Here is a 24540-nt window from a genome sequence, read left to right on the forward strand (position 1 = left end):
AAGCCCATCTTCTCCCCCCGCTCACAAAGCACCTTCCTCGAAAACCTCTCGCTCAACGGAAACGTCCGGCTCGCCTGCCGCGCGGCGGGGGTCTCAGCCCAGACCGCCTATCGTGCGCGGCGCGCCTCGCCCGCTTTCACCGCGCTATGGGATGCGGCGCTGCTCTCCGCGCGAGCCCATGCGGAGGAGGTGCTGGCCGACCGTGCGCTCAACGGCGTGGAGGAGGCGGTGTTCTACCACGGCGAGGAGGTCGCCACCCGGCGGCGCTATTCCGACCGGCTGTTGCTGGCGCATCTGGCGCGGCTCGACCGCCTGGCCGAGCGGGCGGAGGTCACCTCCGCGCTCTCCGCACTCGACGATGTGATCGCTGCGCTTGGGCGGGGGGAGGAGCTTGGGGAGAGAATCCCTGAATCCGTTCATGCCGAGCCCTTCGACAGCGCTCAGGACAGGCCTGTCGAAGCATCGTCCTTTACTTCCTCCGTCAGTGCGAAGGGAAAAACGGCCCTTCGACAGGCTCAGGGCGAACGGGAGGGGGGACAAGCTCAGCCCGAACGGGGAATGGAAAAGGGCGAACGGGGCGGGGAACAAGCTCAGCCCGAACGGAAAAGGGGGCGAGCGGACGAACGGAATTTTTCCGATATGGACCCTGTTCCATGTGTTCCATCGAGTAGGATTTCCCCCTGTGAGAATTGCGGCGGGAAGTGCGGCGATCCCCGCGCCCGGCTGAGCGAGGAGGATTGCCAGTGGCTCGGCAACAGGCTCGCGGCGATGGATGCGGCGCGGCCGCGCGGCGCGAAGCCTCCATATGAACTGGCGCAGGAACTGGAGCTCGCCAATCCGCATATCGACGCCGAGATGATCGAGGAGGTCCAGCTCGCCGCTTTCGAAGCGGGCGAGGCCGAGTGGTGGCTGGTTGTGCCCACGCCCGAGGACCGGGAGGAGGCCTCCGATCCTTTCTACGCTGCCGGCCTTCGGCCTGGTTGAGCGCGGGTTACTCCGCCGCCGGTGCAGCTTCGGCGGGGGTCGCCGGGCCGGTGCCGCCGTTGAAGTCGGACGCGATCTTCCAGCTTCCGTCGTCCTGCTTCTGCCACACGGTCAGGTTGACGCCTTCAACGCTCATCGGATTGCCGTCGTCACCGGAGAAGGTGAAGGTGTAATGTGACTGGGTTACCGCCAGCTCGCCGCTCCCGGCCACCCAGCTCTTGTCGCGGGTGATGCTGATTCCGCTGTTGGCATCCTTGAACATGCCATCGAATTCGGCGTTGATCGCTTCGCTCCCATCCGCGGGCGCGCCGCCGGCATTGAAGAAGGTGGCGTCGGGGGCATAGACCCCCGTGGCTCCGGCAAGATCGTCGGCATTGAAGGCGGTTTCTTGCCCCTGCTCGACCTGGGCGATCGCGTCGAGCACGGCCTGCGGATCGGCAGCGGGGGCTTCGGCCGCCTGATTGCAGGCCGCCAGCATCAGGGCGGGGGCGAGTGCCCCCAGGGTCATGGCACGCATAGTCTCATCCTCCGGACAAGGAGCGCGACCCGATGGCGCGCTATCAGCACCCATTTTGCCGCGCGGTCAATGGGGCATTGCCCGGGGAGCCCGGCGCCGGGCGCCGCGCCACTACCCCAGCAGGGCCTGGAGCGCCTTGAGGCCTTCCTGCTCCTCCTCGCTCAGTTCCTGTGCGGGGCAGCGCGGATCGGTCTTCTGCAGCGCGCGGATCATCGCGTCGTTGAGCGGGATCGGGTCGCAGCCGTGATCGGTGCTGCAGATCAGGTCCCATTGCGGCTCGGCCTTCTCGTGGCACTCGAGGCAATTGCCGCCGAAGCGGTTGACCACGTCGGCATGGCCGCGGGTGAGGATTTTCGTGCCTTCGGGCGAGATGTCGAGGTCGAAGAACTCCCAGTCCTTCGTCTCGGCGCTGAAGCCGGGCGCGCGTTTCACCATGGCTTCGGTCGGGACGAGCTGGACCACCGAGCCTGCGGGATACGTCCCGCCGGTGTCCGATTGCGCGACGGCTAGCGTCGCATCGAGATCGCCATTGAGGTTGCCGACGAAGAAGCGGCCGACCGCGGTAAGCTCGCTGATGCAGCCGAAGCTGTCTGCATTGAGGTTTTCGGAGGCGAGTGTGGTGGAGGCGGCGGTCGCATCGGCCTCGTCGCTCGCGGGTTCGCCGCATCCCGAAAGCATGAGGGCGAGCGGGGCGGCGAGCAGGATGGGGCGGCGGGTCATGGTGTAAACTCTCCCTGTTGTGTGGTGGCAGTTGAGCGCGTCGGAGTGGGCGGAGTCAAGCGGGTGAGGATTTGCGCAAGAGGAAAAGGAACTCGCGCACCGACTTGTCGCGATTGGCGAGATTGCGGCAACCGCGGAAGGTGGGATATTCCTGGCTCGTCACGCGCAGGGTTCCGAAGCGCTGGAGCATTTCCGTCATGGTGTCGGGCGCGATGAAGCCTTCCGAATTATACGAGATGACGACGAAGCGCGCCTTTACCTGTTCGACGCAATGGGTCAGCGCCTCGAGGGCTGTGGCAGGACGATTGAAGGAGGAGCGGTTCCAGCCTTTTGGAATGCCCGAGACGCGGCTGGTCTCCTGCGGCTCGGTATATTGCGCGATGGCGTTCAGCATGAAGTAGTTCGAGCCATAGGGGTGCTGGTTATAAGGTGGATCGAGATAGGCGCAGTCGAGCGGCTCCATCTCCTCGACCAGCCGCTCGGCGGGTAGCGAAGTGATGCGGATCTCGCACGGCGCCTCGAAGAGGACGGGGCGCTCTATGCCAATGGGGGCGAGGATCCGCTCGAGCGCATTGCGGCCCGTTCCGCCATATTGCCCCTTGCCCGTGCGGTCCTTGTAAAAGCCCTTGAACACGCCGGCCGTGTTCACATGGCGCGAGCAGGCTGAGAGGAACGGGCCCATCAGGAGGTCAGCATAGGGGGCGGGCAGGGCGCGGATCGCCGGGGCGCAGGAGTCGATGATCTCGGCATTGCGCACAGTGTAGAAGACACGGTCGCTGGCGGTGATCTCCGCTTCGCTGGCGGGGGCGTAAAGTCGCCGGACGAAGCCGTGGCGGGAGGAGCGCTCTTGCGCCAGCGCGGCGATCGCATCGGTGTGACGGGCGAGTGCGGTCTCGTCGATGGCGGATGGATTGGTGAGGAAGCAGCGGTTGATCGACCGGGAATAGTCTTCGAGGTCGTTGGCCCAGACAAGCGAGGCGCGCGCTTTCATCAGCCGGGCGACGACCCCGCTACCCGAAAACAGGTCGAGCATAGTCAGGCGGCGCGGGCCGAGCTCCTCCTGCACGGTGGCGAAGGCGCAGTCGATGAGCGGGAGCAGTGCGCGCTTATTGCCGATATAGGTGATGAGCTGGCGGGTCAGGAACTCATCCGGCGCAGAGGCATAAGGCAGAGCATCGAGTGCGGGATCGCGAACTTGCCTGGCCATGTGCATCGGGTGGTTATGCCACGCTTGCTGCGTGCGCGGCAATCTTGCTTCCCCGACTCGCTGCTGAATTGTATAGGGAAACCATCGGGGCTGGCCTGCGGATGATGGGTGTCAGCGGGGATGGTCCCTATAGGAGAGGGACTATGCAACGTGCGATCATTGCGACGATGGCGGTAGGATTGGGCCTGATGGGCACTACGGCCATGGCGCAAGACAATCTCGCCTATATAGGAACCAGCCTGTTTGGTGAGCTCGAGGCAGGTGGCAAAGGCGCTGGCAAGGATGCAAGCGGCGATTTCTCTGCCGAAATGAATCTCGCCACCGGGCGCTTCTGCTACATGCTCGAAGTCGTGGGGCTCGACGTATTCAGTGCAGCACATCTGCACGAAGGCGCGAAGGGCAAGGACGGCCCGCCGGTTATCGAATTGCAGCTGATGGGCGATGATGGGGAAGACATCTGCGTCGATGTCGATCCAGCGTTGCTCAAGAAGATCGCGAAACGAAAGAGCAATTATTACGTGAATGTCCACACGGTGGAGTTCCCTGCCGGCGCTATCAGGGGGCAGCTCGACGAATAGGCGCGCGGGCGAAGCGCAAGGCTCTGCCGCGTTGCGCGGTGGTGCCGAAGGGTCCGGTCAGACTTCTTCGCGTGGTCTCGTCTGGCTACCCTGAAAACGCAGCAGGTGTATCGCAGCATCGATATGTGCCGCTGCGACATGCGCGCCCAGTTCATCCAGTTGCGAAATCTGTGTTTCGAGCGCTGCGACGATCGGCCCGAACGCCTCCGCCGCGCGCGTGTTTGCGCCGTTTTCCAATGCTCTTCCCCCAGTGCGACCGCGTTTATTCAGTTCTTAACGCAATTCACCCGTTACAATAGGCGAAAATCCGCAATGCTCAAGAGCAATGCGACCGGGCGGGCCCCGGCGAGCGCGCGCGATTTCCACCGATTAGCGAGGCTTAAATTGCGTCTGCAGAGCCGACTCAGCGTCGCAACCAAGGTCCAAGTGCAAGGATTAGTTGGCGAACTTCTGTTGCAGTTCGTACATGGCGAGAGCTGCCTTGGCCGCCTCGCCCCCCTTGTCTTTCTGAGCGGGATCTGCCCGAACCAGCGCCTGATCCTCGTTCTCGACCGTCAGGATGCCGTTGCCGATAGCGATTCCGTCCATCGTCAGCGCCATGATTGCGCGTGCGCTCTCTCCGGCGACAATCTCGAAGTGATAGGTCTCGCCTCGGATCACCACGCCGATTGCGACGAAGCCATCGTAGCGATCGCTTTCCACCGCCAGTGCAATGGCACCGGGGATCTCCAGCGCACCCGGCACAGTGATGATTTCGACCTCATGCCCGGCCGCCTTCAAGGCATTGGTCGCGCCTTCGACCAGCATATCATTGAGATGGCCGTAGAAACGGGCCTCGACGATCAGGAAACGTGCCATCTTGTCACTCCGGAATGGGCATATGGTCGACGATATTGAGGCCGTAGCCTTCGATCGCGACAACCTGGGGCTGCGTGTTGCTGAGCAGGATCATCTCGTGGATGTCGAGGTCGGCCAGGATTTGCGAGCCGATGCCGACATTCCGCACCTCTTCATCCTCGCTGTAGCCTGCACTTGTTGCAGGGCGGCCAGTGATAATGACGATCACGCCCGAGCCGTGTTCCCCCACCGCCTGCATCGCGCGCTGCAGAGTGCGCTTGCGTGGCCCCGGCTGGCCCAGAACGTCGTCCAGAATCGAGATCGGGTGAACGCGGGTCAGGGTCGGCTTGCCAGGAACGACATGCCCCTTCTGCAAGACGTAGGACTCCGCCCCATCCACCTTGTTGCGGTAGGTGATGAAGCGCCATTGGCCCCCATAATCGGATTCGAAGGCGCGTTCACTGATCCTCTGGACCAGATGGTCGTTGCGGCTGCGATATTCGATCAGGTCGCGGATCGTGCCGATCTTGAGGTCATGCTTGCGAGCGAAGGTGATCAGGTCGTCGAGCCGGGCCATCGTCCCGTCCTCGTTCATGACTTCGCAGATCACACCTGAGGGATTGAGGCCCGCGAGGCGCGAGATATCGACGGCAGCCTCGGTATGGCCGGCGCGCACCAGCACGCCGCCATCGCGCGCCGTAAGCGGGAAGACATGGCCCGGAGTCACGATATCGTCCGGCCCCTTGGTCGCATCGATCGCAACCGAGACCGTCCGCGCGCGATCAGCCGCGGAAATGCCGGTGGTTACGCCTTCTCTCGCTTCGATCGAAGTGGTGAAGGCGGTCTGCATGCTCTCGCGATTATTGCGGCTCATCGGCTGCAGACCAAGTGAATCGACCCGCGCGCGGTCGAGCGCGAGGCAGATCAGGCCGCGGCCATGCGTCGCCATGAAATTGATCGCATTGGGCGTGGCCATTTGCGCGGGGACGATGAGGTCGCCTTCATTCTCGCGATCCTCGTCATCGACCAGGATATACATTCGGCCGTTGCGCGCTTCGTCAATGATCTCCTCGATCCCGACAAGCACTGGGCGCTCATCGTTATGGAGGAGGAAGTTTTCCAGCTTGGCGAGGGTCTCGGCGGTCGGATTCCAGCCATCTTCGCCGCAATCGCGCAAGGTATTTGCATGAAGGCCGGCCGCCCGGGCGAGGCCGGCGCGCGTCATCTCGCCTGAAGCGACGAGATCGCGGACTTTTTCAAGGGTGGATGTGCTCATACGCACCAGGTATCACATTATAATGTGATGTCAATGACAGAGAATCACATTAGAGTGATTCATTATGTCCATCGACCAGGGTAAACATGCCGCCCGAGATCGAAGCGGGCACCCTTCTCAAGCCGACATGGTTGATGTGGTCGCCTACCTTCGCTGTTGGGAGGAAGATGGCACTTGGGCGGCCACTCTAGGCTACTGCCGGGAAAGGGTGGAAAGCAAACATCGCGGTCTTTATGCTATAGGAATGAAGGCCGCTTCAATTTGTCGACCCGTCGTCGGGCTACTTCTTGCGCTGGCAACAGTCGCGTGTGGCAGTGCCACGTCGAAGCCGCCATTTACAGTCGACGAGTTTATCGCACAGATCGATCAACTGGACGGCCATACGGTCGCGGTTACCGGCTATCTTGGCGAGTGCGAGGCGCTTAGCTGCATGCTCTACCGGAACAAGGCGGAGTCTGACGACGTGGATCGCGCGATGTCGGACATACGCGCTGCATTGGATGATGGGGCCATTGATGTATCAGGCTTTCCGTTCCCCGATCATCCATCCGTTTCAATCGGCCCCGGATCGCCAACGTCATTTTTCGACTTGCGCGCCCATTTTTACAAGAACGGGTATGTGGTGATTAGAGGAGAAGCGACTAATCGATGTCGTTCGAGAAACAAGGCCTGCTTCGATAGGGTGGGCGATCTTCTACCAAACTCCATTAGCTCAGCATCCGCGCCATCCTAACGAAGACTGGGTTGAGAAGGTCCCCAGTTGGGTCATTAGCGCACCTCGGTTCAAAACCTGAAGGTGGCTAGAAATACGCTAGATAGTACGCGGCATCGTGGAATGCACGCCTTGCGTATTCCTATTAAATGTTTGTTTTTTCGTTAGAAAAATGGTGGACGCACTAGGGCTCGAACCTAGGACCCGCTGATTAAGAGTCAGCTGCTCTACCAACTGAGCTATGCGTCCACTCCGATGCATCACAGTCTTGCGATGAAGCGGCGCCGGATCGGCGTCCGAATCGGAAGAGGCGCTGCATATAACGCCCCTTTTCGCAAAGGGAAGGGGTGATGCGCACCGCTCGGCAAATTTAGCCCAGAAAGCGGCGCGGAGCCTCCCTGTTCCAGCGGTTGATCATCATCAGCACGCCGATGCAGATCATGTTGGTCATCATCGATGAACCGCCGTGGCTCATGAAGGGCAGGGGGATGCCGACAACGGGCGCAAGCCCCATCACCATCATCAGGTTCACCGCGACATAGAAGAAGATCGTCGCGACCATGCCGAAACCCAGCAATTGCGAGAAGCGGTCCTGCGAAGTGCGGGCAACGCCGATCCCCCAGCGCAGGATCAGGGCGAATGCCACCAGCACGAATACTCCGCCTATCAGGCCCCATTCTTCGGCCATCGTGGCAAAGACGAAATCGGTGTGCGGCTCGGGCAGATATTGCAGGTGGCTCTGCGATCCTTCGTTGAAGCCCTTGCCGGATATCCCGCCCGATCCGATCGCGATCTTCGATTGCGTGATGTGGTAGCCCGCACCCAGCGGATCGCTCTCCGGATCGAGGAAGGTGAACACGCGCCGCTGCTGGTATTCCTTCAACCCGAAGAAGAATGCGAGCGGGGCCGCCACCGCGCCGAGGGCTCCGCCAATCATGAACCATCGCATCGGCAAGCCGGCGATCAGCATCACCACCGCACCGCCGAAGCCGATTGCCAGCGCGGTGCCCAGATCGGGCTGCATCAGCACCAGCCCCATCGGCATTCCCACCAGCAGCGCCGCGGGGATGAGCGCGCGCCAGGATCCGATCATGCCGGCCGGAAGCGTGTCATAGAACCGCGCCAGCACGAGGACGATCACCGGTTTCATCAGCTCGGATGGCTGCAGGACGACCGGGCCAAGATTGAGCCAGCGCTGGCTGCCGCCGCCAATCGCCCCCATCACCTCAACCGCCAACAGCAACAGAAGGACGCCGACATAGGCGGGATAGGTGAGGAATTTGACCAGGTCGCGCGGGAAGATCGCAATCACAGATGCAGCGACAAGAAAGACCGCGAACCGGATCAGATGGGAGGCCGCATAGGGCTGCATCGAGCCGCCTGCCGCTGAAAAGAGCACCGCTCCGCCAAACGCCACCAGCAGCGTAAGCGGGATCAGCATCTGCCAGGGCTGGCGCGCTACGGGATCGGGAATGATCGAGTTCACTGGCCGGTGCGCTCCGTATCGGAAGCCGGCGGCGCCGCATTCGGGTGGGGAGGGCTCACTCCATTGGGATCGGTGCGCGGCTCGACCGCGGTGTCCGCTATCTCTGCCGATTGAGCGGCGGCAATACGTGCCTCGGCCTCAACCATTTCGAAGATTTCCTCGTCGCGGCGGGGCGGGGCGGTGACGATCTGGCCAGCTTCGGCTGCATAGGCCGCGTACTTCGCGGCGAGCCTCTCCTGCGCAGTGCCGCCCCATTCCCTTTCGAGAGCATTGAGCGCGTCGATCCCCTTTTGCGGGTCGAACAGGAAGGTCATCACGTCGCGCGCGATCGGATAGGCAGCGCCCGACCCGCCGCCATGTTCGATCACCACCGCGCCGGCATATTTCGGTTTGTCGAATGGCGCGAAGAAGATGAACAGCCCGTGGTCGCGATATTTCCAGGGTCCCGACTTGCCGTTCGAGAGGTTGAGCCCGACGACCTGCGCGGTGCCGGTCTTGCCGGCCATCAGCACATCGGGGATCGGCAGGCGCGCACGGCCCGCAGTGCCGGGGCCGTTGATCACGTCGCTCATCGCCTGGCGGACGATGTTGACATGTTCGGGCGAAAAATCGGCCGGAGCAAAGGGTTCGCGCCCGCTCGATTTGACCAGATGAGGCTGGAGATGACGGCCCGATGCGATACGTGCCGCATAGACTGCCAGCTGCAGCGGGTTGAACAGCATGTATCCCTGGCCAATCGTGGCGTTGACCGTGTCGAAGGTCTGCCATTCGCGCCCGTATTTCTTGAGCTTCCACGCCGGATCGGGAACCGTGCCGTAGAACTGGCTGGTAACGGGCAGATCGAACTTCTGGCCCAGCCCCACACGGTGGGCCATTGCCGCGATCGGATCCATCCCGATCCTCTGGGCGAAATGATAGAAATAGACGTCGCAGCTTTGGTAGATGCCCTTGGCCATGTTGACCTGGCCATGGCCGCCGCGTTTCCAGCAATGGAACACGCGGTTGCCGACGCGTAGACCGCCGCCGCAATAAACGCTTTCCTCTGGATCGAGACCTTCCTTCAGGAAAGAGAGCGAGACCATCGGCTTGACGGTCGAACCGGGCGGATAGAGGCCCTTCAGCACCTTGTTGCGAAGCGGTACGCGCTCGTCATCGCGCAGCATCGCATATTCGACTCGTCCGATCCCTTGCGAGAAGCTGTTGGGATCGAAGCTGGGCATGGACGCCATGCAAAGCAGATCACCGCTTTCACAATCGACGACCACGACCGATCCGCTCTGGAGCCCGATGCGGCGCGCGGCATAGTCCTGCAGCGGCCCGTCGATCGTCAGCCGAACGGGATTGCCCTGGACGTCCTCGCGCGAATCGAGGTCGCGCACTATCCGACCGGAAGCCGTGACTTCCACGCGCCTTGCGCCGGGAACGCCGCGCAGGGTTTGTTCGAACTGCTTCTCAAGCCCGTCCTTGCCGATCTTGTAGCCCGGCGTGACCAGCAGTGGGTTACGATCCGCTTCGTATTCCTCGGCCGAGGCAGGGCCGACATAGCCGATCAGGTGCCCCACCGAAGGGCCGGTGGGGTAGAAGCGCGAGAAGCCCCGTTGTGGAACCACGCCCTGCATATCGGGCAATCGCACGCTTACTGCGGCGAATTTCTCATATTCCAGCCCGCTCGCAACCTCGACCGGCTGGTAGCCGCGCGCATCCTTGACCCTTTGCTTGATGTCCGAAATGCGGTCCGGTTCAAGATCCAGCAGGTCTCCAAGCTGGTCGATGACACGTTCGGGATCCTGCAAGCGTTCGGGGATCACATCAACGCGGAAATCCGCCCGGTTGGATGCGAGCGGCGCGCCATCGCGATCGAGGATCCAGCCGCGCCTGGGCGGAATGAGCGTCAGATTGACGCGGTTGCTTTCCGACTCGGTGCGGTACTTGTCGTTCTCGGCGATCGCGAGATAAGCCATCCGCGCCGCAAGCAACATGCCCACGCCGCCCATGCCCGCGCCGACAACAAAGCTGCGCCGGTCAAAGGCATAATTGAGGGTCGAGGCATTGACGATCTGCCGCTTCTTCGCTCGCGGCATCAGCCAATCACCCTGATCCGCGTCAATCGCAACGTATCGAGCCAGGCCACCATGCGGGCAATAATGGGATAGAGAAGGACAGACAGCAACACTTGCGGAAGGCTCGCGAACAGCAGGTGGATATTGGGCGTCGCGCCCGAAACCGCGATCGACAGAAGCAGATAGAGCGTGGTGGTTATACCGGCGGTGAACCAGTCCTGCCAGAACCCGCGCCAGGGAAAACGTGCCTCGATCAGTTCGATCACGATCATGGCAAGCGACCAGAACAGGATCGCGCTGCCGAATGGCTGCCCACTGAACAGATCGTCAAACGCGCCCAGCGGGAATCCTGCCCATAACGGAAGCATGCCGGGCCGCATTATCCGCCACCCGATAAGCATCAGGAAACCAAGCGGCGGCAGGATCGGCATTCCCACGGCCAATGGCAGGGCCGGGACAAGCGAGCCAAGCATGATCGAAAGATAGGGCAGCGAATAGGCGAGCCATGGTGCCTGTTCGCGGTTGATCCGTCTGCCGTACTGGTCCGCGCGGGATCTAGGGTTGATCCGTTCCATCAGGCGTCGTCGTCTTCTTCGCTCAGCCTCTGCTCGGCCGGTGTTGCCGAGCTCGTGACGGCTTCGGGCTGCCAGATCGGCTCGATCGAGACGAAGTCGGCCGCTGCCGGGTCGGCGACGATCCGCGCTACCGCTCCGTCACTGGTTACCTCGGTTGCAATGGCGACGGATACGCCCGGTCGGTAATAACCGCCCGCACCGCTGGTTACGAAGACATCGCCTTCCTTGATCGGGTTGATGCCCAGATTGATCAGCCTGATGCGAAGCAGGCCATCGCCGCGTCCTTCCGCAAATGCGACTGTGTTGTCAGCCGCGCGGCGGACCGGAAGCACGCTTTCGCTGTCGGTAAGGAGCAAAACGCGGGCGCTGCTGTTTGACACTTCGAGAATGCGCCCGACGACGCCATCGGGGGAGCGCACCGGCATGCCGATTGTCACCCCTTCGTTGCTCCCCGCACCGACATAGGCGAAGCGGCGCGTACTTGAAGCTGATGAGCCGACCAGTCGTGTAATTGCGACAGGTTCGACTTCGCTTTCGCGCAGGCCGAGCAGGGCCTTGAGCCGTTCGTTTTCCTGTTCGACCGCTTTGGCTTCTGCCAGTCGCACACGTGCAAGCTCAAGCTCGTCGCGCAACTCGGCATTCTGCTGCCCGGCGCGGAAATAGCCGCTGATGGTATCGACCAACCCGCCGCGAGCTTCGCGCACCACGGCCGTGCCCTGTCCGGCCGGTTCCGCTGCATCTCGCGCCACGCCTCTCAATCCGCTGAAGGCCGCCGGATGCCACAGTGAAATGCCGAGCAGAAGCGCGCCGATGAGCGCACCGATTCCGGCAATGACGTAGCCGGTAAAGACAGAGAATTGCGCCCTGCGCGAATGGCCCGAGCGCCGGGATGAGAGCGGCGCCACGCGTCCGATCCCCTTACGCGGTCATCAGCACGCCGCGATAGATCGGATCCTCCATCGCGCGGCCGGTTCCGATTGCAACACAGGAGAGCGGATCTTCGGCGATGCTGACCGGCAAGCCGGTCTCTTCGCGCAGATGCTCGTCGAGCCGCTTGATCAGCGCACCGCCGCCGGTCAGCACAATGCCCTGATCGACGATATCCGCCGCCAGTTCGGGCGCTGTGTTTTCCAGCGCAATCCGCACGCCCTCCACGATGGCCCCGATCGGCTCGTTGAGCGCTTCGGCGATATGCGCCTGGTTGATGGTGATTTCCTTGGGCACGCCGTTGACCAGGTCGCGGCCCTTGAGCGTGATGGTCTCACCGATCCCGTCTTCGGGCGGCATGGCGATGCCGTAATCCTTCTTGATTCTCTCAGCCGTGCTCTCGCCAATCAGCAGATTGTGGTGGCGGCGGACATAGGAGACGATTGCTTCGTCCATCTTGTCACCCCCGGTGCGAACCGAGGTGGTGTAGGCAAGGCCGCGCAGCGAAAGGACCGCAACCTCGGTCGTGCCGCCGCCGATATCGACAACCATCGAGCCAACCGGCTCGGTCACCGGCATGTCCGCGCCTATAGCAGCGGCCATGGGTTCGAGGATCAGATAGACTTCCGAAGCGCCCGCATTCGATGCAGCGTCGCGGATTGCACGCTTTTCGACCGAAGTTGCGCCCGAGGGAACGCAGATCACGATTTCGGGATAGCGGAACAGGCTACGCTTTCCATGCACCTTACGGATGAAGTGCTTGATCATGTGCTCGGCAATTTCGATGTCGGCAATCACGCCGTCACGCAGCGGACGGATGGCTTCGATACTGTCGGGCGTCTTGCCCATCATCATCTTCGCATCATCACCCACGGCTTTCACGCGCTTGAAGCCATCGATCGTTTCGATCGCCACCACGGAAGGCTCGTTCAGGATGATCCCCTGATCCTGCACATAGACCAGCGTATTGGCCGTACCGAGGTCGATGGCCATGTTCTGCGAACCGAATTTCAGGATATTGGAAAGGAAGCTCATTCTAAGGGTTGTTCCATAAATATTTGATGCGTGCTTGAGATCTGTTGGCCGCACAAACCGAGCGACCGAACTGACCCTAAATGCAGGATGGCAGGTCTCTAACCAATGCGTAGGGAAAAGGCCAAAATATTTGTTTACACTAGACAGGATTTTCCACCGCTGGCCTCGAATTTCCCGCAGTCCACCGCTAGCCTTGAGTTCATGCCCCAAATTCGCCGCCTTCCCGAGAGCCTGGTCAACCGCATCGCTGCGGGCGAAGTGGTTGAACGACCGGCCTCTGCTCTCAAGGAACTGGTCGAGAATGCGGTGGACGCAGGAGCCCGCCGAATCGGGGTGAAGCTGATCGAAGGCGGGCTGGGACGGATCGAGGTGACCGATGACGGTTGCGGCATGACGCCCGACGACATGGCGCTCGCGCTGGAACGCCACGCGACCTCCAAACTTCCGGATGAAGCGATCGAACAGGTGATGACGCTGGGCTTTCGCGGCGAGGCTTTGCCGTCGATCGCCAGCGTCGCGCGGGTCACGATCGAGAGTCGCGTGAAGGGCGCCGAGCAAGGCTGGAAGCGCGTTGTCGATCATGGACAGGTGGTGGAAGAAGGACCCGCTGCCCTGCCTCCCGGCACGCGCGTCCGGGTCGAAAACCTCTTCGCCAAAGTGCCTGCCCGGCGCAAGTTTCTGCGCACCGCGCGCAGCGAATATGCCGCCTGCCTCGACGTTGTGCGGAGGCTGGCGATGGCGCGGCCCGACATTGCCTTCTCGCTGGAGCACGGGGACAGGCGGATTTTTGCGACCCAGGCCGATGAGCCATTGGCAGACCGCGTTGCCGGGATCGTCGCGCGCGAGCTGAAAGAAAACAGCGTCGCGATCGATCTCGAGCGCGAAGGGCCGGGCGGCACCATGCGCCTGACCGGGATCGCGGGACTGCCAACCTACAATCGCGGGGTTGCCGATCACCAGTATCTGTTCGTCAACGGACGACCGGTGAAGGACCGGTTGCTGGTCGGTGCGGTGCGTGGGGCCTACTCGGACATGCTGGCCCGCGATCGCCATGCAGTGCTGGCGCTATTCCTCGATCTGCCGTGCGAAGATGTTGACGTGAACGTCCACCCCGCGAAGACGGAGGTGCGCTTCCGCGATGCCAGTGGTGTGCGCGGTTTCATCGTCTCGGGACTGCGCCAGGCGCTCGCCACGGGCGACCGCCGCAGCGCGCAATCGCCCGACGCAGCGGCAATGGGAAGATGGCAGCAGGAGCCAGCGTCACCGTCAGAGCCGGCACCCGCACTCCGTTCCATTTTTGCTGGGCGCGACTGGACCGGGCCGAGTGCGCAGGTGCGCGAAGCGCGGGAGAGCTGGCGCGGTGCCGAAGCCGATGCACTGACTCAAAGCGACGCGGGACTTGCGCCCATGGGCCGCGCGGAGGAAGCCGCTCCTGCCGATGGTGGCGATGCCGTGGATTTCCCGCTTGGTGTCGCGCGCGGACAGGTCGCCAATACCTATATCGTCGCCGAAGCGAAGGATGGGCTGGTGCTGGTCGATCAGCATGCCGCGCACGAGAGGCTTGTGCTTGAGCGCTTGCGCGCAGCCGGTGCAGACGAAGCGGTGGCGCGGTCGCAGGCCTTGCTGGTGCCCGATGTCGTGGAACTGGACGAGGCCGATTGCGACCGGCTGGAGGATGCCGCCGAAGGTCTGGCGAAATTCGGTCTGGTGATCGAGCGTTTCGGCCCTTCCGCCATGCTGGTGCGCGCAGTGCCGCATGCGCTGGGCAAATCCGACCCGCAGGCGCTGCTGCGCGATCTGGCGGACGACATTGCCAAGCATGGTGAAGCGCTGTTGCTGACGGAGAAGCTCGAGCATGTGCTCGCAACCATGGCTTGCCACGGATCGGTGCGGGCAGGGCGCGTGCTCTCAGTTGCGGAAATGAACGCTCTGCTGCGCGAGATGGAGCGCACTCCGCGCTCGGGCCAGTGCAATCACGGCCGCCCAACCTGGGTCAAGCTCTCGATGGATGACGTCGAGAAGCTGTTCGGGCGGCATTAGTGGGCGAGGCCGCCCGTTAGCGGGGTTCTCCACCGCCAAATCAGTTGACCGTTGCCAGCCTGTTCCGTTTGGTTCATCATTCGCCCGACAAGGTTTTGAGGGGGTGTCGATAGGGCTAAGAGGGAGAGAGCCATGCGTAGACGTGCGATAATGATGGCGACCGTTATTTTGGCGGCCTGCTCTGGAGGACCAGCGGAGGATTCCGCTGATACCGGGACTGAAACGGCGATGACCCTTGCCAATGGGTCGCCCGCAGGGACCTATTATGTAGCGGCTGCAGACGGCACCGCATCCCTGGTTACTGTCAATGCCGATGGAACCTATTCGCAGGTTACGCCGGAAGGGACCGATGCCGCGCAGGGAACCTTTGAGGTTGTCGACGGCAAGACCTGCTTCAAGACTCGTTCCGTGGGAGCAGTTCCGATCTGCTACTCCGAAACCGAGCCGGCTGAGGACGGTTCCTACACCGCGACACCGGATGGTGGAGAGCCGCTTTCGGTCAAGCCCTATACCGCGGCTGATGCAGCCCCGACTGATTAGGCTCTAGACGAGCAACCTAAACGTTGAACTTGAAGTGCAGCACGTCGCCGTCCTGCACCAGATATTCCTTGCCTTCCTGGCGTAGCTTGCCAGCTTCCTTCGCGCCGCTTTCGCCACCAAGAGTGACGTAGTCGTCATAGGCGATGGTCTCGGCGCGGATGAAGCCCTTTTCGAAATCGGTGTGGATCTCGCCTGCCGCCTGGGGAGCTCTGGCGCCTTTATGGAAAGTCCATGCGCGCGCTTCCTTGGGCCCTACGGTGAAGAAGGTCTGCAGCCCCAGCAAATCATATCCGGCGCGGATCACACGGGCGAGGCCGGTCTCGCTGAGGCCGAGCGATTCGAGATATTCGCTGCGGTCTTCCTCCGGCATGCCGACAAGTTCGGCTTCGATCGCGGCTGACACCACAACGGCCTGCGCGCCTTCCGCCTCTGCCTTGGCGAAGACCTTGGCTGACAGTTCGTTGCCTTCCGCCGCGTCTTCCTCGGCCACATTGCAGACATAGAGGACGGGTTTTGCGGTAAGTAGCTGCGCCTGTTCGAACAGCCGCGCTTCCTCGTCATCCTTGGGCTCTGTCAGGCGGGCAGGCTTGCCATCGCGCAACAATTCGAGCGCCTGGCCCAGCACCGATGCCAGTGCCTTGGCTTCCTTGTCGCCGCTGGTTGCGCGTCGCTTGGCATTCTCGACCCGCTTTTCGAGGCTTTCGAGGTCCGACAGCATCAGCTCCGTCTCGACCACTTCGGCGTCGGCGATCGGATCGACTGTGTTGCTGACATGCTGGATATCGTCATCCTCGAAGCAGCGCAGCACATGCACGATGGCATCGACTTCGCGGATATTGCCGAGGAACTGGTTGCCCAGGCCTTCGCCCTGGCTCGCGCCCTTCACCAGGCCCGCGATATCGACGAAGGCGAGCTGGGTGGGGATGATCTTGGCCGAACCGCCGATCTTCGCGATCGTGTCGAGCCGCGCATCGGGCACGGAGACCTGCCCGACATTGGGCTCGATCGTGCAAAAGGGATAGTTCGCGGCCTGCGCGGCCTGCGTCTCTGTCAGTGCATTGAATAGGGTGGACTTGCCGACATTGGGCAAGCCGACGATCCCGCAACGGAAACCCATCGAAAACTCCGGAATAAAATCTTGGCGCGCGCCTTAGCGGGCGGGGAGCAGGAACGCCAGAGGGCTTGCGAGCTAGAGTTTGTGAACCGCTTTCATGATCGGGCCGAGTGGACTGCTTCCCAACCATGCGGTCTGAACGCGAGCCGTGACCTCATTGATCGGTATTTGCGGAATGAACCCGCCGCTCACTGGAAGACGCAGGGGCCGGGTACCGGGTGCCATCGCGATCGTTCGCGCGATAGCGCGCGGCACGTCCATCGGATCGGCGGTGCGGCTCGATCCGTCCTCCATTCCCATGCTCGCTACGGCTGCGGGGTAGCCTGCCTTGTGCAACTCGGCAGCACGTTCCTTCAGCGCGGCGGTGTAGCGGTTGCGATTGACCCAGACCTTGGTCGGATAGCCGCCGGGTTCGATGATAGTGACGTCGATATTGTGCTCCACGAGTTCATAGGCCAGCTGTTCTCCCATCGCTTCGAGTGCAAATTTGGTGGCGGAATAGTGCCCCGCGTTGGGGACGATCACGCGACCCAACTGGCTCGAAATCTGGAAGATCTGTCCCGAACCCTTTGCCCGCATGGCGGGCAGCACAGCGCGTGCCATGCGGTGCGGCCCGAATACATTGGTTCCGAAGATCAGTTCGGTCGCTTCCATGTCCTGCACTTCTACAGGCGAGGTGATCCCAATGCCGGCGTTGTTGACCAGAACGTCGATTGCCCCACCGGCGAGTTCCTCCGCCCTCGCAACCGCCGCGTCGATTTCTTCCTGCTTCAGCACGTCGAGTTGAAGCACGTGCAGGTCGAGTCCATCATTTGCCGCGAGTGATTCAAGCTGCGTGGATTCGGGCCGCGGCATGTTGCGCATCGTGGCAAAGACCTTCGCCCCAAGCCTGGCATAGTGTTCTGCACCTAACCGTCCAAATCCAGACGAACAGCCAGTGATAAGTATCGATATGCCAGACAGGTCCGGCGCGACCTCAATGCTGTCGTCCTGAGCGGCAGTAGCTGTTGCGGCCAATGCTCCGGTCGCGGCGGCTCCGGCCAGAAGAGTTCGGCGGTCGACGGTAGGCATAACGGTTCTCCTCTCAGGAGAGAGACGCTAGCACATCATTCCTGCATCCGCAGCGAGACATCGCTCATGAAACGTGCGTCATCGCCCTGGGCCAGCCATTCGGCCTCAGCACCGATTGCACCCAGCATATGGACGAGATCGTCCTGCTCGCTCTTGGCGTAATTGCCCAGCACATGGCCGTGCACGCGGTCCTTGTGGCCGGGATGACCGATCCCGATCCGCACCCGGCGGAAATCGGGGCCGAGGTGGCGGTCGATCGAGCGCAGTCCGTTGTGCCCGGCGGTCCCGCCGCCGCGCTTCACCTTGACCTTGAACGGAGCAAGATCGAGCTCGTCATGGAACACGGTGAGCGCCTCCACGCCGAGTTTGTAGAAGCGCAGCGCCTCGCCCACCGAACGGCCGCTTTCGTTCATGAAGGTGGCGGGTTTGAGCAGCAGGATCTTCTCGGTTCCGATCCGGCCTTCCTGGACCCAGCCCTGGAACTTCTTCTGGGCGGGGCCGAAGCTGTGCATTTCCGCGATCACGTCAGCCGCCATGAAGCCGACATTGTGCCGGTGCATGGCATAGCGCGGTCCGGGATTTCCAAGGCCAACCCAAAGTTGCATGCGGAGCCTTTAGACAGACATCAGAACCTCGTCACCCCTGCGAAGACAGAGGTCCAGATGACTCTTGCGGATGTTATCTGGATTCCCGCCTTTGCGGGAATGACGAATGGAACCCAAAATCAAGAACGCCGGAGTTCATGCGAACCCCGGCGCCTTGGTGATTTCTCGCGATTGCGAAAGCGGGATTACTCTTCGCCGCCCTCTTTTTCGCCTTCGCCTTCGGCTTCATCGCCGCCCTGTTCGGTGGCTTCAACCTCGTCGGCATCGACCTCTTCGCCTTCGGCTGCTTCAGCACCTTCAGCCTTCTTGAGCGCCGACGGAGCAACCAGCGTGGCGATGGTAAAGTCGCGATCGGTGATCGCGCTTTCGCTGCCTTCGGGCAGGCTCAACTCGCTGATGTGGATCGAATCGCCAACTTCCTTGCCGGTCACGTCGATGACGATTTCGGCGGGGATCTTGTCGGCTTCGCAAACCAGGTCCAGCTCGTGGCGGACAACGTTCAGCACGCCGCCCTTCTTGAGGCCCGGAGAATCTTCTTCGTTGATGAAGACGACGGGCACGTTGACTTCAACCTTGGCGCCCTTGGCCAGGCGCAGGAAGTCGACATGCTCGGGACGATCCGTGACCGGATCCAGAGCGACGTCCTTGGGCAGGGTGCGGATAGTCTTTCCGCTCAGTTCGATCTCGACGATCGAGTTCATGAAGTGGCCGGTGCCAAGCTGGCGTGCCAGTTCCTTCAACTCGACGTGGATCGTCGTGGGTTCTTCCTTGCCGCCATAGATTACGGCGGGGACGCGGCCTTCGCGACGCAGTGCACGGGAGGCTCCCTTGCCAGCCCGTTCGCGCGCTTCGGCCGGCAGTATCAGAGCGTCGCTCATGTCACGTACCTTTCAAATTGCGTGGGTTTACATTTCGCGCGCCACGCCTCCAGGGATGACCATGACGCCGAAGGGCGGGCCTTTAGTCCGATGCGCCCGCCTTTGCAAGGGCAAGCTTGCCGGCGGCTATTGCAGGCGCGTGAGGGTATAGTCACGCATCTCCAGCATGGCGGGCAAGCCGTCATCGCCCAGCAGATGGGCGGTGCCAACCGCGACCAGAGGGCGCTGACCCGATTGCAGCATGGGATCGAGCTGTTCGACCCACGCCCGGTTGCGATTGACGAGCAGTGCCGCGCGCAGTTCGGGGTCAGCCAGGATTCCCTCTCGCGCAGCCTGCTCGATCGCCTCTGCATCGCCCGCCAGCCATGCCTTGCGTAGCAGGTCAGGGTCCTGCGAGCGCCGTTTGCTCTCCTCCAATACGCCAAGCAGCAGGTCTGCCTGTTCGATCTCGGGCAGAGTATCGAAAATGCCAAGCTGGCGTTCGGTACCCTCAAGCTCGACGACGTCGCGCCCCGCGAAATCGTGGAGTAGCGCGCGATCCGCCCCATTTGCTGCATTTCCGGTGTCGTCGACCTGCGCCAGCATCAGTGCGGCCGCCCAGGTTTCGATATCCTTGAAGTCGCTCGCCTTGAAACTTGAACGGTGGATCAGGTCGAACAGGGCAGGGCGATCACTGGCCGGGATCCGTTGTGCGATGTCCGGCTGGTCGGGCGTGATGGCAAGCGTGGCAAATACCTTCCTGAGTGCGGCATTGTCATCGAGATCCTTGATTTCGACCACCAGCAGGCCGGCCTCATCGATGGCCTTGTTCAGTTGCGGCGTGCGCCATTTCGTCCCGTCGGGCAGCGAGTGGATTGTGCCGAACAGCCACCCCCGCACCGCACCGCTCGCGTCGCTCACCTGATAGAGGATCGGCGATGCGCCGGTTTCGCTCCCGTCCGGCTGCGCCTGCTTCTGGCAGGATGCGAGCGCAAGCGCGCCCGCGAGCATCAATGCGAGTTGGGCGAGGCGGCGTATCACTGGACCCGCTGAGTCTCGATTCCAATGTCCTCGAGCGCATCCTGCACACTCTTGTCGCCTGCAAGGTGACCCGCGCCGACCGCCACGAAGACCGTGCCAGGTGTGTCGAGCCGCTGGTCCACCCACTGCGCCCAGTTGCGGTTGCGGGCGTAAAGGAGCTGTTCGGCCAGCACTTCATCGGTCAGGCCTTCGTTCATCAGTACAGCAAGGTCCCTGGCATCGCCTGCCAGCCATTCCTTCACCATCGCGTCGAGCGTCGGCTTGATGTCGTCGATCGTGCTCGCCGTTTCGACCAGGAATGCGATCTGCGACTCTATCGGGAGTTCGTCGAACAGCCCGATCTGGAAATCGATCGTCTCCAGCGCATCGCGCTGGGCGCTGGTGGCTTTGGAGAGCAGCACTTGCTCGACTCCCGAATCGGGCGAATAGCCCTGTTGCAACAACGGCAGCATGGTCAGCAGCATTCCGGCATACCAGGGTTCGAACTGGTCGAGCGCGCCAACCGGCATACCCAGCTTCGTCATCGCGGTTTCGTAGGCACCGCGCTGATCGTCATCGAGCAGGCTGCGCAATGTAGTGCCTTGCGGCAGCATACCTTTGGTCATGACCAGTTCCTGCATTTTGGCAGGCATTGAATCGTCCATCGTGATCTCGGTCACGATCGTGCCTGAGGATGCGAGCGCATCGGCAATGTCGCCCTTGTACCATTCGACGTCCTTGGGCAGCGCGTGCACCGTGCCGAACAGATAGATCGTGGTATCCTCGTCAGCCACTTTCCACAAAGCGGGGCCGGCGGATTCGCCCGTTTCGGCTGGCGCTTCAACTTCGGCAGCGACGACCGCAGTGGTGGCAGCATTGTCTTCCGCCAGTGCGGGAGCAGCGAATGCCGTCGATACAATCAGCGCCAGCGGCGCAGCGAACAGGTGCTTCATAAATAACGCTTTCGAATCTTCATGCGGCCGGTCGTGGCTGCTAACCGGATAAATGCGAACAGAGTGTGAATGATGCAAGCCTGAAGCGGCGATATCGCATGCTAATTGCACGGCGCGGCATTGACGGTGTGGGGCGCTTACGCCATGGGCGCTGCCCATGAGTTTCGAGCCGCCAAAGCGAAACCCCAAGGGGTCTTTCCAGGACATGATCCTTGCCCTCCACGATTACTGGAGCGCGCAGGGCTGCGTCATCCTGCAACCGCTCGACATGCGGGTTGGCGCCGGTACGTTCCATCCGGCAACGACCTTGCGCTCGCTTGGGCCGGAGCCGTGGAATGCGGCCTATGTCCAGCCAAGCCGCCGCCCGACCGACGGGCGCTATGGCGAAAACCCCAACCGGCTGCAGCATTATTACCAATACCAGGTCATCATGAAGCCGAGCCCGCCGGACCTGCAGGACCTCTATCTCAAGAGCCTGGAAGTTATCGGGATCGACCCGCTCAAGCACGATATCCGTTTCGTCGAGGACGATTGGGAAAGTCCCACGCTGGGCGCATGGGGGTTGGGCTGGGAGGTCTGGTGCGACGGGATGGAAGTCACCCAGTTCACCTATTTCCAGCAAATGGGAGGCTTCGACTGCAAGCCGGTCGCGGGCGAGCTGACCTATGGGCTCGAACGGCTGGCGATGTATATTCAGGGCGTCGACAACGTCTATGATCTCAACTTCAACGGCCACGGCACGGCTTACGGCGATGTCTTTCTCGAAAACGAACGCCAGATGTCGAAGTGGAACTTCGAAGTCGCTGATACCGATGCGCTGTTCGACCTGTTCAACAAGGCAGAGGCCGAGTGCCAGAATTGCCTGGCCAACAACGTGCCCATCGCCGCTTACGAGCAGGCGATCGAGGCGAGCCACTATTTCAACCTGCTTCAGGCGCGCGGCGTGATCAGCGTGCAGGAACGCGCCAGCTACATGGGTCGCGTGCGCGATCTTGCGCGTGGCAGTTGCGAAGCCTTCATCAGGAAGGAAAGCGACCGATGGGCAGCCGAATACCCGGGGTGGCAGCCATGAGCGGTTCCGATTTCCTCCTTGAACTGCGTTGCGAAGAAGTCCCGGCGCGAATGCAGGCTGGCGCTCGCGCCGAGCTGGAGAAGCTGTTTCGCCGCGAGATGGACGCCGCAGGCGTCGCGCTTGGCGAAATCACTGTGTGGTCGACCCCGCGGCGGCTGGCGCTGATCGCGCGCGGCCTGCCCGAAGCGACCGAAGCGGTGCGCGAAGAGGCCAAGGGTCCACCCGAGGGCGCTCCCGACCAGGCGGTGGACGGATTCTGCCGCAAGAATGGCGTCACACGTGACCAGCTCGAGCTGCGTGACGTCAAGGGTCGCAACACCTATTTCGCGGTGATCGAGAAGCCGGGCCGGGAAGTGAAGGATCTGCTTGCTGACGCCATTCCGGCAATCATTCGCGACTTCGCCTGGCCCAAGTCGATGCGCTGGGGCGCAAACTCGATCAGCACCGAAAGCCTGCGCTGGGTGCGCCCGCTGTCGGGCATCGTCGCGATCCTGGGCGAAGACCTGGTCGAGTGTCAGGTGGACGGGATCCAGTCCGGCTACGCCACGCATGGGCACAGGTTTCACTGTCCGGGCGAGATCACCATCGGTTCAGCTGACGATTATGCGGAGAAGCTGCGCGCCTGCCATGTGATCGTCGATCACGAGGAACGGCAGGATTCAGTCCGCGAGGGCGCGAAGAAGGCCGCTGAAGCGGCGGGTCTCACGCTGGTCGAGGATGAAGGTCTGGTCATTGAGAACGCCGGACTGACCGAATGGCCGGTGCCGCTGCTTGGCCGTTTTGACGAGGACTTCCTCGACGTCCCGCCCGAAGTGATCCAGCTCACAGCGCGGGTGAACCAGAAATATTTCGTCTGCGAGGACAAGGCAGGGAAGCTCGCCAACGCATTTGTCTGCACCGCCAATATCGCGGCAGAGGATCCGGCAGTGGTGGTTGACGGGAACCGCAAGGTGCTTGCTGCGCGGCTATCCGATGCGCGGTTCTTCTGGGAACTCGACCAGAAGACCACGCTGGCTGAACATGCGAAGAAGCTGGAGCGGATTACTTTCCACGAGAAGCTGGGCACCGTGGCCGACAAGGTCGAGCGCGTGGCCAAGCTGGCGCGGTGGCTGTGTGAGGAAGGCATTGTAAAGGGCGCCGACCCCGACCTTGCTGAGCAAGCTGCACGTCTGTGCAAGGCCGACCTCGTCACTGAGATGGTCGGAGAATTCCCCGAACTACAGGGCGTGATGGGCGGATATTACGCCGAGAAGGAAGGCCTGCCCCAGGAAGTCAGCGACGCGATCCGCGATCACTACAAGCCGGTGGGGCAAGGCGATGAAGTGCCTACGGCTCCGGTGACGGTGGCAGTGAGCCTTGCGGATAAGCTGGATACGTTGGCCGGATTCTTTTCGATGGGTGAGACGCCGACAGGCTCGAAGGATCCATTTGCGCTTCGTCGAGCCGCGCTTGGCATCTTGAGATTGCTGACAGAGAATGAACTCAGGTTATCTCTCCACAAACCAGAGCTGTTTATTATCAATAACCTGCTTGAACACCACCAGGCTGATGAAGAGATTTTGCAACGGCGCGACATTTTCGATTGGATTTCCGATGTAGCGGATATCGAACCGCGGGGCGAACAGGGCGACTACGCGCTGGCGGAGATAAGGGGTGAAGTAGAAGCACCGCTGGATGTGGGCTACATGTATGATCTCCTCGACTTCTTCGCCGACCGCCTCAAGGTTCAGCAGCGCGAGGCAGGCGTCCGCCACGACCTGATCGACGCGGTCTTTGCGCTTGGCGGGGAAGACGATCTTGTCCGCCTGCTCGCCCGCGTCCATGCGCTGCAATCCTTCATGGACACCGAAGACGGCGCTAACCTGCTCGCCGGCTACAAGCGCGCCGCCAATATCCTCAAGAAGGAAGACTGGCACGGCATCGAAGGCGAGATCGCGCAGACCGGCGAGGAAGACCCGCTGTCCGAAGTCGACGATCCCGATCTCAAGGAAGTCGTGGCTGCCAAGATGGCGGATCGACACGCAAGGCAACTCTCCTACTCGCCCGAACCGGCCGAAAAGGCGCTGATCGAAGCGCTCAATGCGGCTGAGCCCAGTGCGGCGCAGGGCATAGCTGCAGAGGATTTCGAGGCAGCCATGGCTGCTCTCGCATCTTTGCGTGCACCGATCGATCGCTTCTTTGATGAAGTGACTGTCAATGATGATGACCAGAATAAACGCACATCGCGGCTCGATATGCTTGCACGCTTTCGTGCTGCAGTGCACAACGTGGCGGACTTTAGTCGTATCGAGGGCTGACGCCGTCTTCATTATCCGTTCGTCCTGAGCTTGTCGAAGGACTGCTTTTCCTTCGGC

The 24540-nt window shown here is 61.9% G+C and carries 24 protein-coding genes and 1 tRNA gene; 7 read left to right on the forward strand and 18 right to left on the reverse strand.

What is annotated here, in order from left to right; all coding sequences use genetic code 11:
* Positions 1-984: hypothetical protein (locus tag ACQY6C_RS11590; RefSeq protein WP_427968884.1), on the forward strand; the 984-nt coding region annotated here is incomplete at its 5' end.
* Positions 985-991: 7 nt separating this feature from the next.
* Here ACQY6C_RS11590 and ACQY6C_RS11595 read toward each other — a convergent pair.
* The 3 genes from ACQY6C_RS11595 to ACQY6C_RS11605 all read right to left on the reverse strand — a co-directional run bounded on the left by ACQY6C_RS11595 (position 992) and on the right by ACQY6C_RS11605 (position 3434).
* Positions 992-1501, reverse strand: a complete 510-nt coding sequence (locus tag ACQY6C_RS11595) for a YybH family protein (protein WP_427968886.1) — start codon at positions 1499-1501, stop codon at positions 992-994.
* Positions 1502-1612: 111 nt separating this feature from the next.
* Complete coding sequence (locus ACQY6C_RS11600; RefSeq protein ID WP_427968888.1) at positions 1613-2221, reverse strand: hypothetical protein; 609 nt, start codon at positions 2219-2221, stop codon at positions 1613-1615.
* Positions 2222-2276: 55 nt separating this feature from the next.
* Positions 2277-3434: a DNA adenine methylase gene (locus ACQY6C_RS11605; RefSeq protein ID WP_427968890.1), complete on the reverse strand. Its 1158-nt coding sequence runs from the start codon at positions 3432-3434 to the stop codon at positions 2277-2279.
* A 137-nt stretch (positions 3435-3571) separates the two neighbouring features.
* Here ACQY6C_RS11605 and ACQY6C_RS11610 point away from each other — a divergent pair, with 137 nt between their 5' ends.
* Positions 3572-4006, forward strand: coding sequence for a CHRD domain-containing protein (locus tag ACQY6C_RS11610; RefSeq protein ID WP_427968892.1), 435 nt, complete (start codon positions 3572-3574; stop codon positions 4004-4006).
* 57 nt (positions 4007-4063) lie between these two features.
* Here ACQY6C_RS11610 and ACQY6C_RS11615 read toward each other — a convergent pair whose 3' ends face one another.
* The 3 genes from ACQY6C_RS11615 to ribB form a co-directional block, all read right to left on the reverse strand.
* Complete coding sequence (locus tag ACQY6C_RS11615) at positions 4064-4243, reverse strand: hypothetical protein (RefSeq protein ID WP_427968893.1); 180 nt, start codon at positions 4241-4243, stop codon at positions 4064-4066.
* A gap of 198 nt (positions 4244-4441) precedes the next feature.
* Positions 4442-4864: a 6,7-dimethyl-8-ribityllumazine synthase gene (gene ribH, locus ACQY6C_RS11620; RefSeq protein ID WP_427968895.1), complete on the reverse strand. Its 423-nt coding sequence runs from the start codon at positions 4862-4864 to the stop codon at positions 4442-4444.
* 4 nt (positions 4865-4868) lie between these two features.
* Positions 4869-6119, reverse strand: a complete 1251-nt coding sequence (ribB, locus tag ACQY6C_RS11625) for a 3,4-dihydroxy-2-butanone-4-phosphate synthase (RefSeq protein WP_427968897.1) — start codon at positions 6117-6119, stop codon at positions 4869-4871.
* Between the two features lie 64 nt (positions 6120-6183).
* Here ribB and ACQY6C_RS11630 point away from each other — a divergent pair, with 64 nt between their 5' ends.
* On the forward strand, positions 6184-6852 hold the full coding sequence (locus ACQY6C_RS11630; protein ID WP_427968899.1) for a hypothetical protein: 669 nt from the start codon (positions 6184-6186) through the stop codon (positions 6850-6852).
* A gap of 152 nt (positions 6853-7004) precedes the next feature.
* Here the strand turns inward: ACQY6C_RS11630 and ACQY6C_RS11635 are convergent.
* The 6 genes from ACQY6C_RS11635 to ACQY6C_RS11660 all read right to left on the reverse strand — a co-directional run bounded on the left by ACQY6C_RS11635 (position 7005) and on the right by ACQY6C_RS11660 (position 12914).
* Positions 7005-7080: transfer RNA gene (locus ACQY6C_RS11635), tRNA-Lys, on the reverse strand.
* Positions 7081-7201: 121 nt separating this feature from the next.
* Positions 7202-8272, reverse strand: coding sequence for a rod shape-determining protein RodA (gene rodA, locus ACQY6C_RS11640; RefSeq protein ID WP_427968981.1), 1071 nt, complete (start codon positions 8270-8272; stop codon positions 7202-7204).
* A 41-nt stretch (positions 8273-8313) separates the two neighbouring features.
* Positions 8314-10398, reverse strand: a complete 2085-nt coding sequence (gene mrdA, locus ACQY6C_RS11645) for a penicillin-binding protein 2 (RefSeq protein ID WP_427968901.1) — start codon at positions 10396-10398, stop codon at positions 8314-8316.
* Positions 10398-10952 (reverse strand): rod shape-determining protein MreD, encoded by a 555-nt coding sequence (locus ACQY6C_RS11650; RefSeq protein ID WP_427968903.1) that lies wholly within the window; start codon positions 10950-10952, stop codon positions 10398-10400. Before ACQY6C_RS11650 ends, mrdA begins: the two co-directional genes overlap by 1 nt.
* Positions 10952-11857 carry a rod shape-determining protein MreC gene (gene mreC, locus ACQY6C_RS11655; RefSeq protein WP_427968905.1) on the reverse strand — a complete coding sequence of 302 codons (906 nt, stop codon included), beginning with the start codon at positions 11855-11857 and terminating at the stop codon, positions 10952-10954. The genes ACQY6C_RS11650 and mreC overlap by 1 nt, the downstream gene beginning before the upstream one ends.
* 13 nt (positions 11858-11870) lie before the next feature.
* Positions 11871-12914, reverse strand: coding sequence for a rod shape-determining protein (locus ACQY6C_RS11660; RefSeq protein WP_427968907.1), 1044 nt, complete (start codon positions 12912-12914; stop codon positions 11871-11873).
* Positions 12915-13115: 201 nt separating this feature from the next.
* On the opposite strand from ACQY6C_RS11660, the gene mutL reads away from it, so the two are divergent.
* Together mutL and ACQY6C_RS11670 are read left to right on the forward strand one after the other, a co-directional pair.
* A complete protein-coding gene (gene mutL, locus ACQY6C_RS11665) occupies positions 13116-14954 on the forward strand; it encodes a DNA mismatch repair endonuclease MutL (RefSeq protein WP_427968909.1) in 1839 nt (612 codons plus the stop codon).
* A gap of 132 nt (positions 14955-15086) precedes the next feature.
* Entirely contained in the window at positions 15087-15494 is a 408-nt protein-coding gene (locus ACQY6C_RS11670) for a hypothetical protein (RefSeq protein ID WP_427968911.1), read from the forward strand.
* A 16-nt stretch (positions 15495-15510) separates the two neighbouring features.
* Here the strand turns inward: ACQY6C_RS11670 and ychF are convergent, their stop codons facing one another.
* From ychF to ACQY6C_RS11700, 6 genes are all read right to left on the reverse strand, one after another.
* Entirely contained in the window at positions 15511-16611 is a 1101-nt protein-coding gene (gene ychF / locus ACQY6C_RS11675; protein WP_427968913.1) for a redox-regulated ATPase YchF, read from the reverse strand.
* A gap of 72 nt (positions 16612-16683) precedes the next feature.
* Positions 16684-17679, reverse strand: coding sequence for an SDR family oxidoreductase (locus tag ACQY6C_RS11680; RefSeq protein ID WP_427968915.1), 996 nt, complete (start codon positions 17677-17679; stop codon positions 16684-16686).
* A 35-nt stretch (positions 17680-17714) separates the two neighbouring features.
* The gene (pth, locus tag ACQY6C_RS11685; protein ID WP_427968917.1) at positions 17715-18284 is read right to left on the reverse strand and encodes an aminoacyl-tRNA hydrolase; all 570 of its coding nucleotides are present in this window, start codon (positions 18282-18284) and stop codon (positions 17715-17717) included.
* A gap of 185 nt (positions 18285-18469) precedes the next feature.
* Positions 18470-19162: a 50S ribosomal protein L25/general stress protein Ctc gene (locus ACQY6C_RS11690; protein ID WP_427968919.1), complete on the reverse strand. Its 693-nt coding sequence runs from the start codon at positions 19160-19162 to the stop codon at positions 18470-18472.
* Between the two features lie 126 nt (positions 19163-19288).
* Positions 19289-20182 (reverse strand): TraB/GumN family protein, encoded by an 894-nt coding sequence (locus tag ACQY6C_RS11695; protein ID WP_427968921.1) that lies wholly within the window; start codon positions 20180-20182, stop codon positions 19289-19291.
* Positions 20179-21114: a TraB/GumN family protein gene (locus ACQY6C_RS11700; RefSeq protein ID WP_427968923.1), complete on the reverse strand. Its 936-nt coding sequence runs from the start codon at positions 21112-21114 to the stop codon at positions 20179-20181. The genes ACQY6C_RS11695 and ACQY6C_RS11700 overlap by 4 nt, the downstream gene beginning before the upstream one ends.
* 157 nt (positions 21115-21271) lie before the next feature.
* On the opposite strand from ACQY6C_RS11700, the gene ACQY6C_RS11705 reads away from it, so the two are divergent.
* Together ACQY6C_RS11705 and glyS are read left to right on the forward strand one after the other, a co-directional pair.
* Positions 21272-22186, forward strand: coding sequence for a glycine--tRNA ligase subunit alpha (locus ACQY6C_RS11705; RefSeq protein ID WP_427968924.1), 915 nt, complete (start codon positions 21272-21274; stop codon positions 22184-22186).
* Entirely contained in the window at positions 22183-24483 is a 2301-nt protein-coding gene (gene glyS / locus ACQY6C_RS11710) for a glycine--tRNA ligase subunit beta (protein WP_427968926.1), read from the forward strand. The genes ACQY6C_RS11705 and glyS overlap by 4 nt, the downstream gene beginning before the upstream one ends.
* Positions 24484-24540: the final 57 nt, after the last annotated feature.

It is taken from the genome of Altererythrobacter sp., assembly GCF_050299635.1.
GTDB lineage: Bacteria > Pseudomonadota > Alphaproteobacteria > Sphingomonadales > Sphingomonadaceae > Erythrobacter.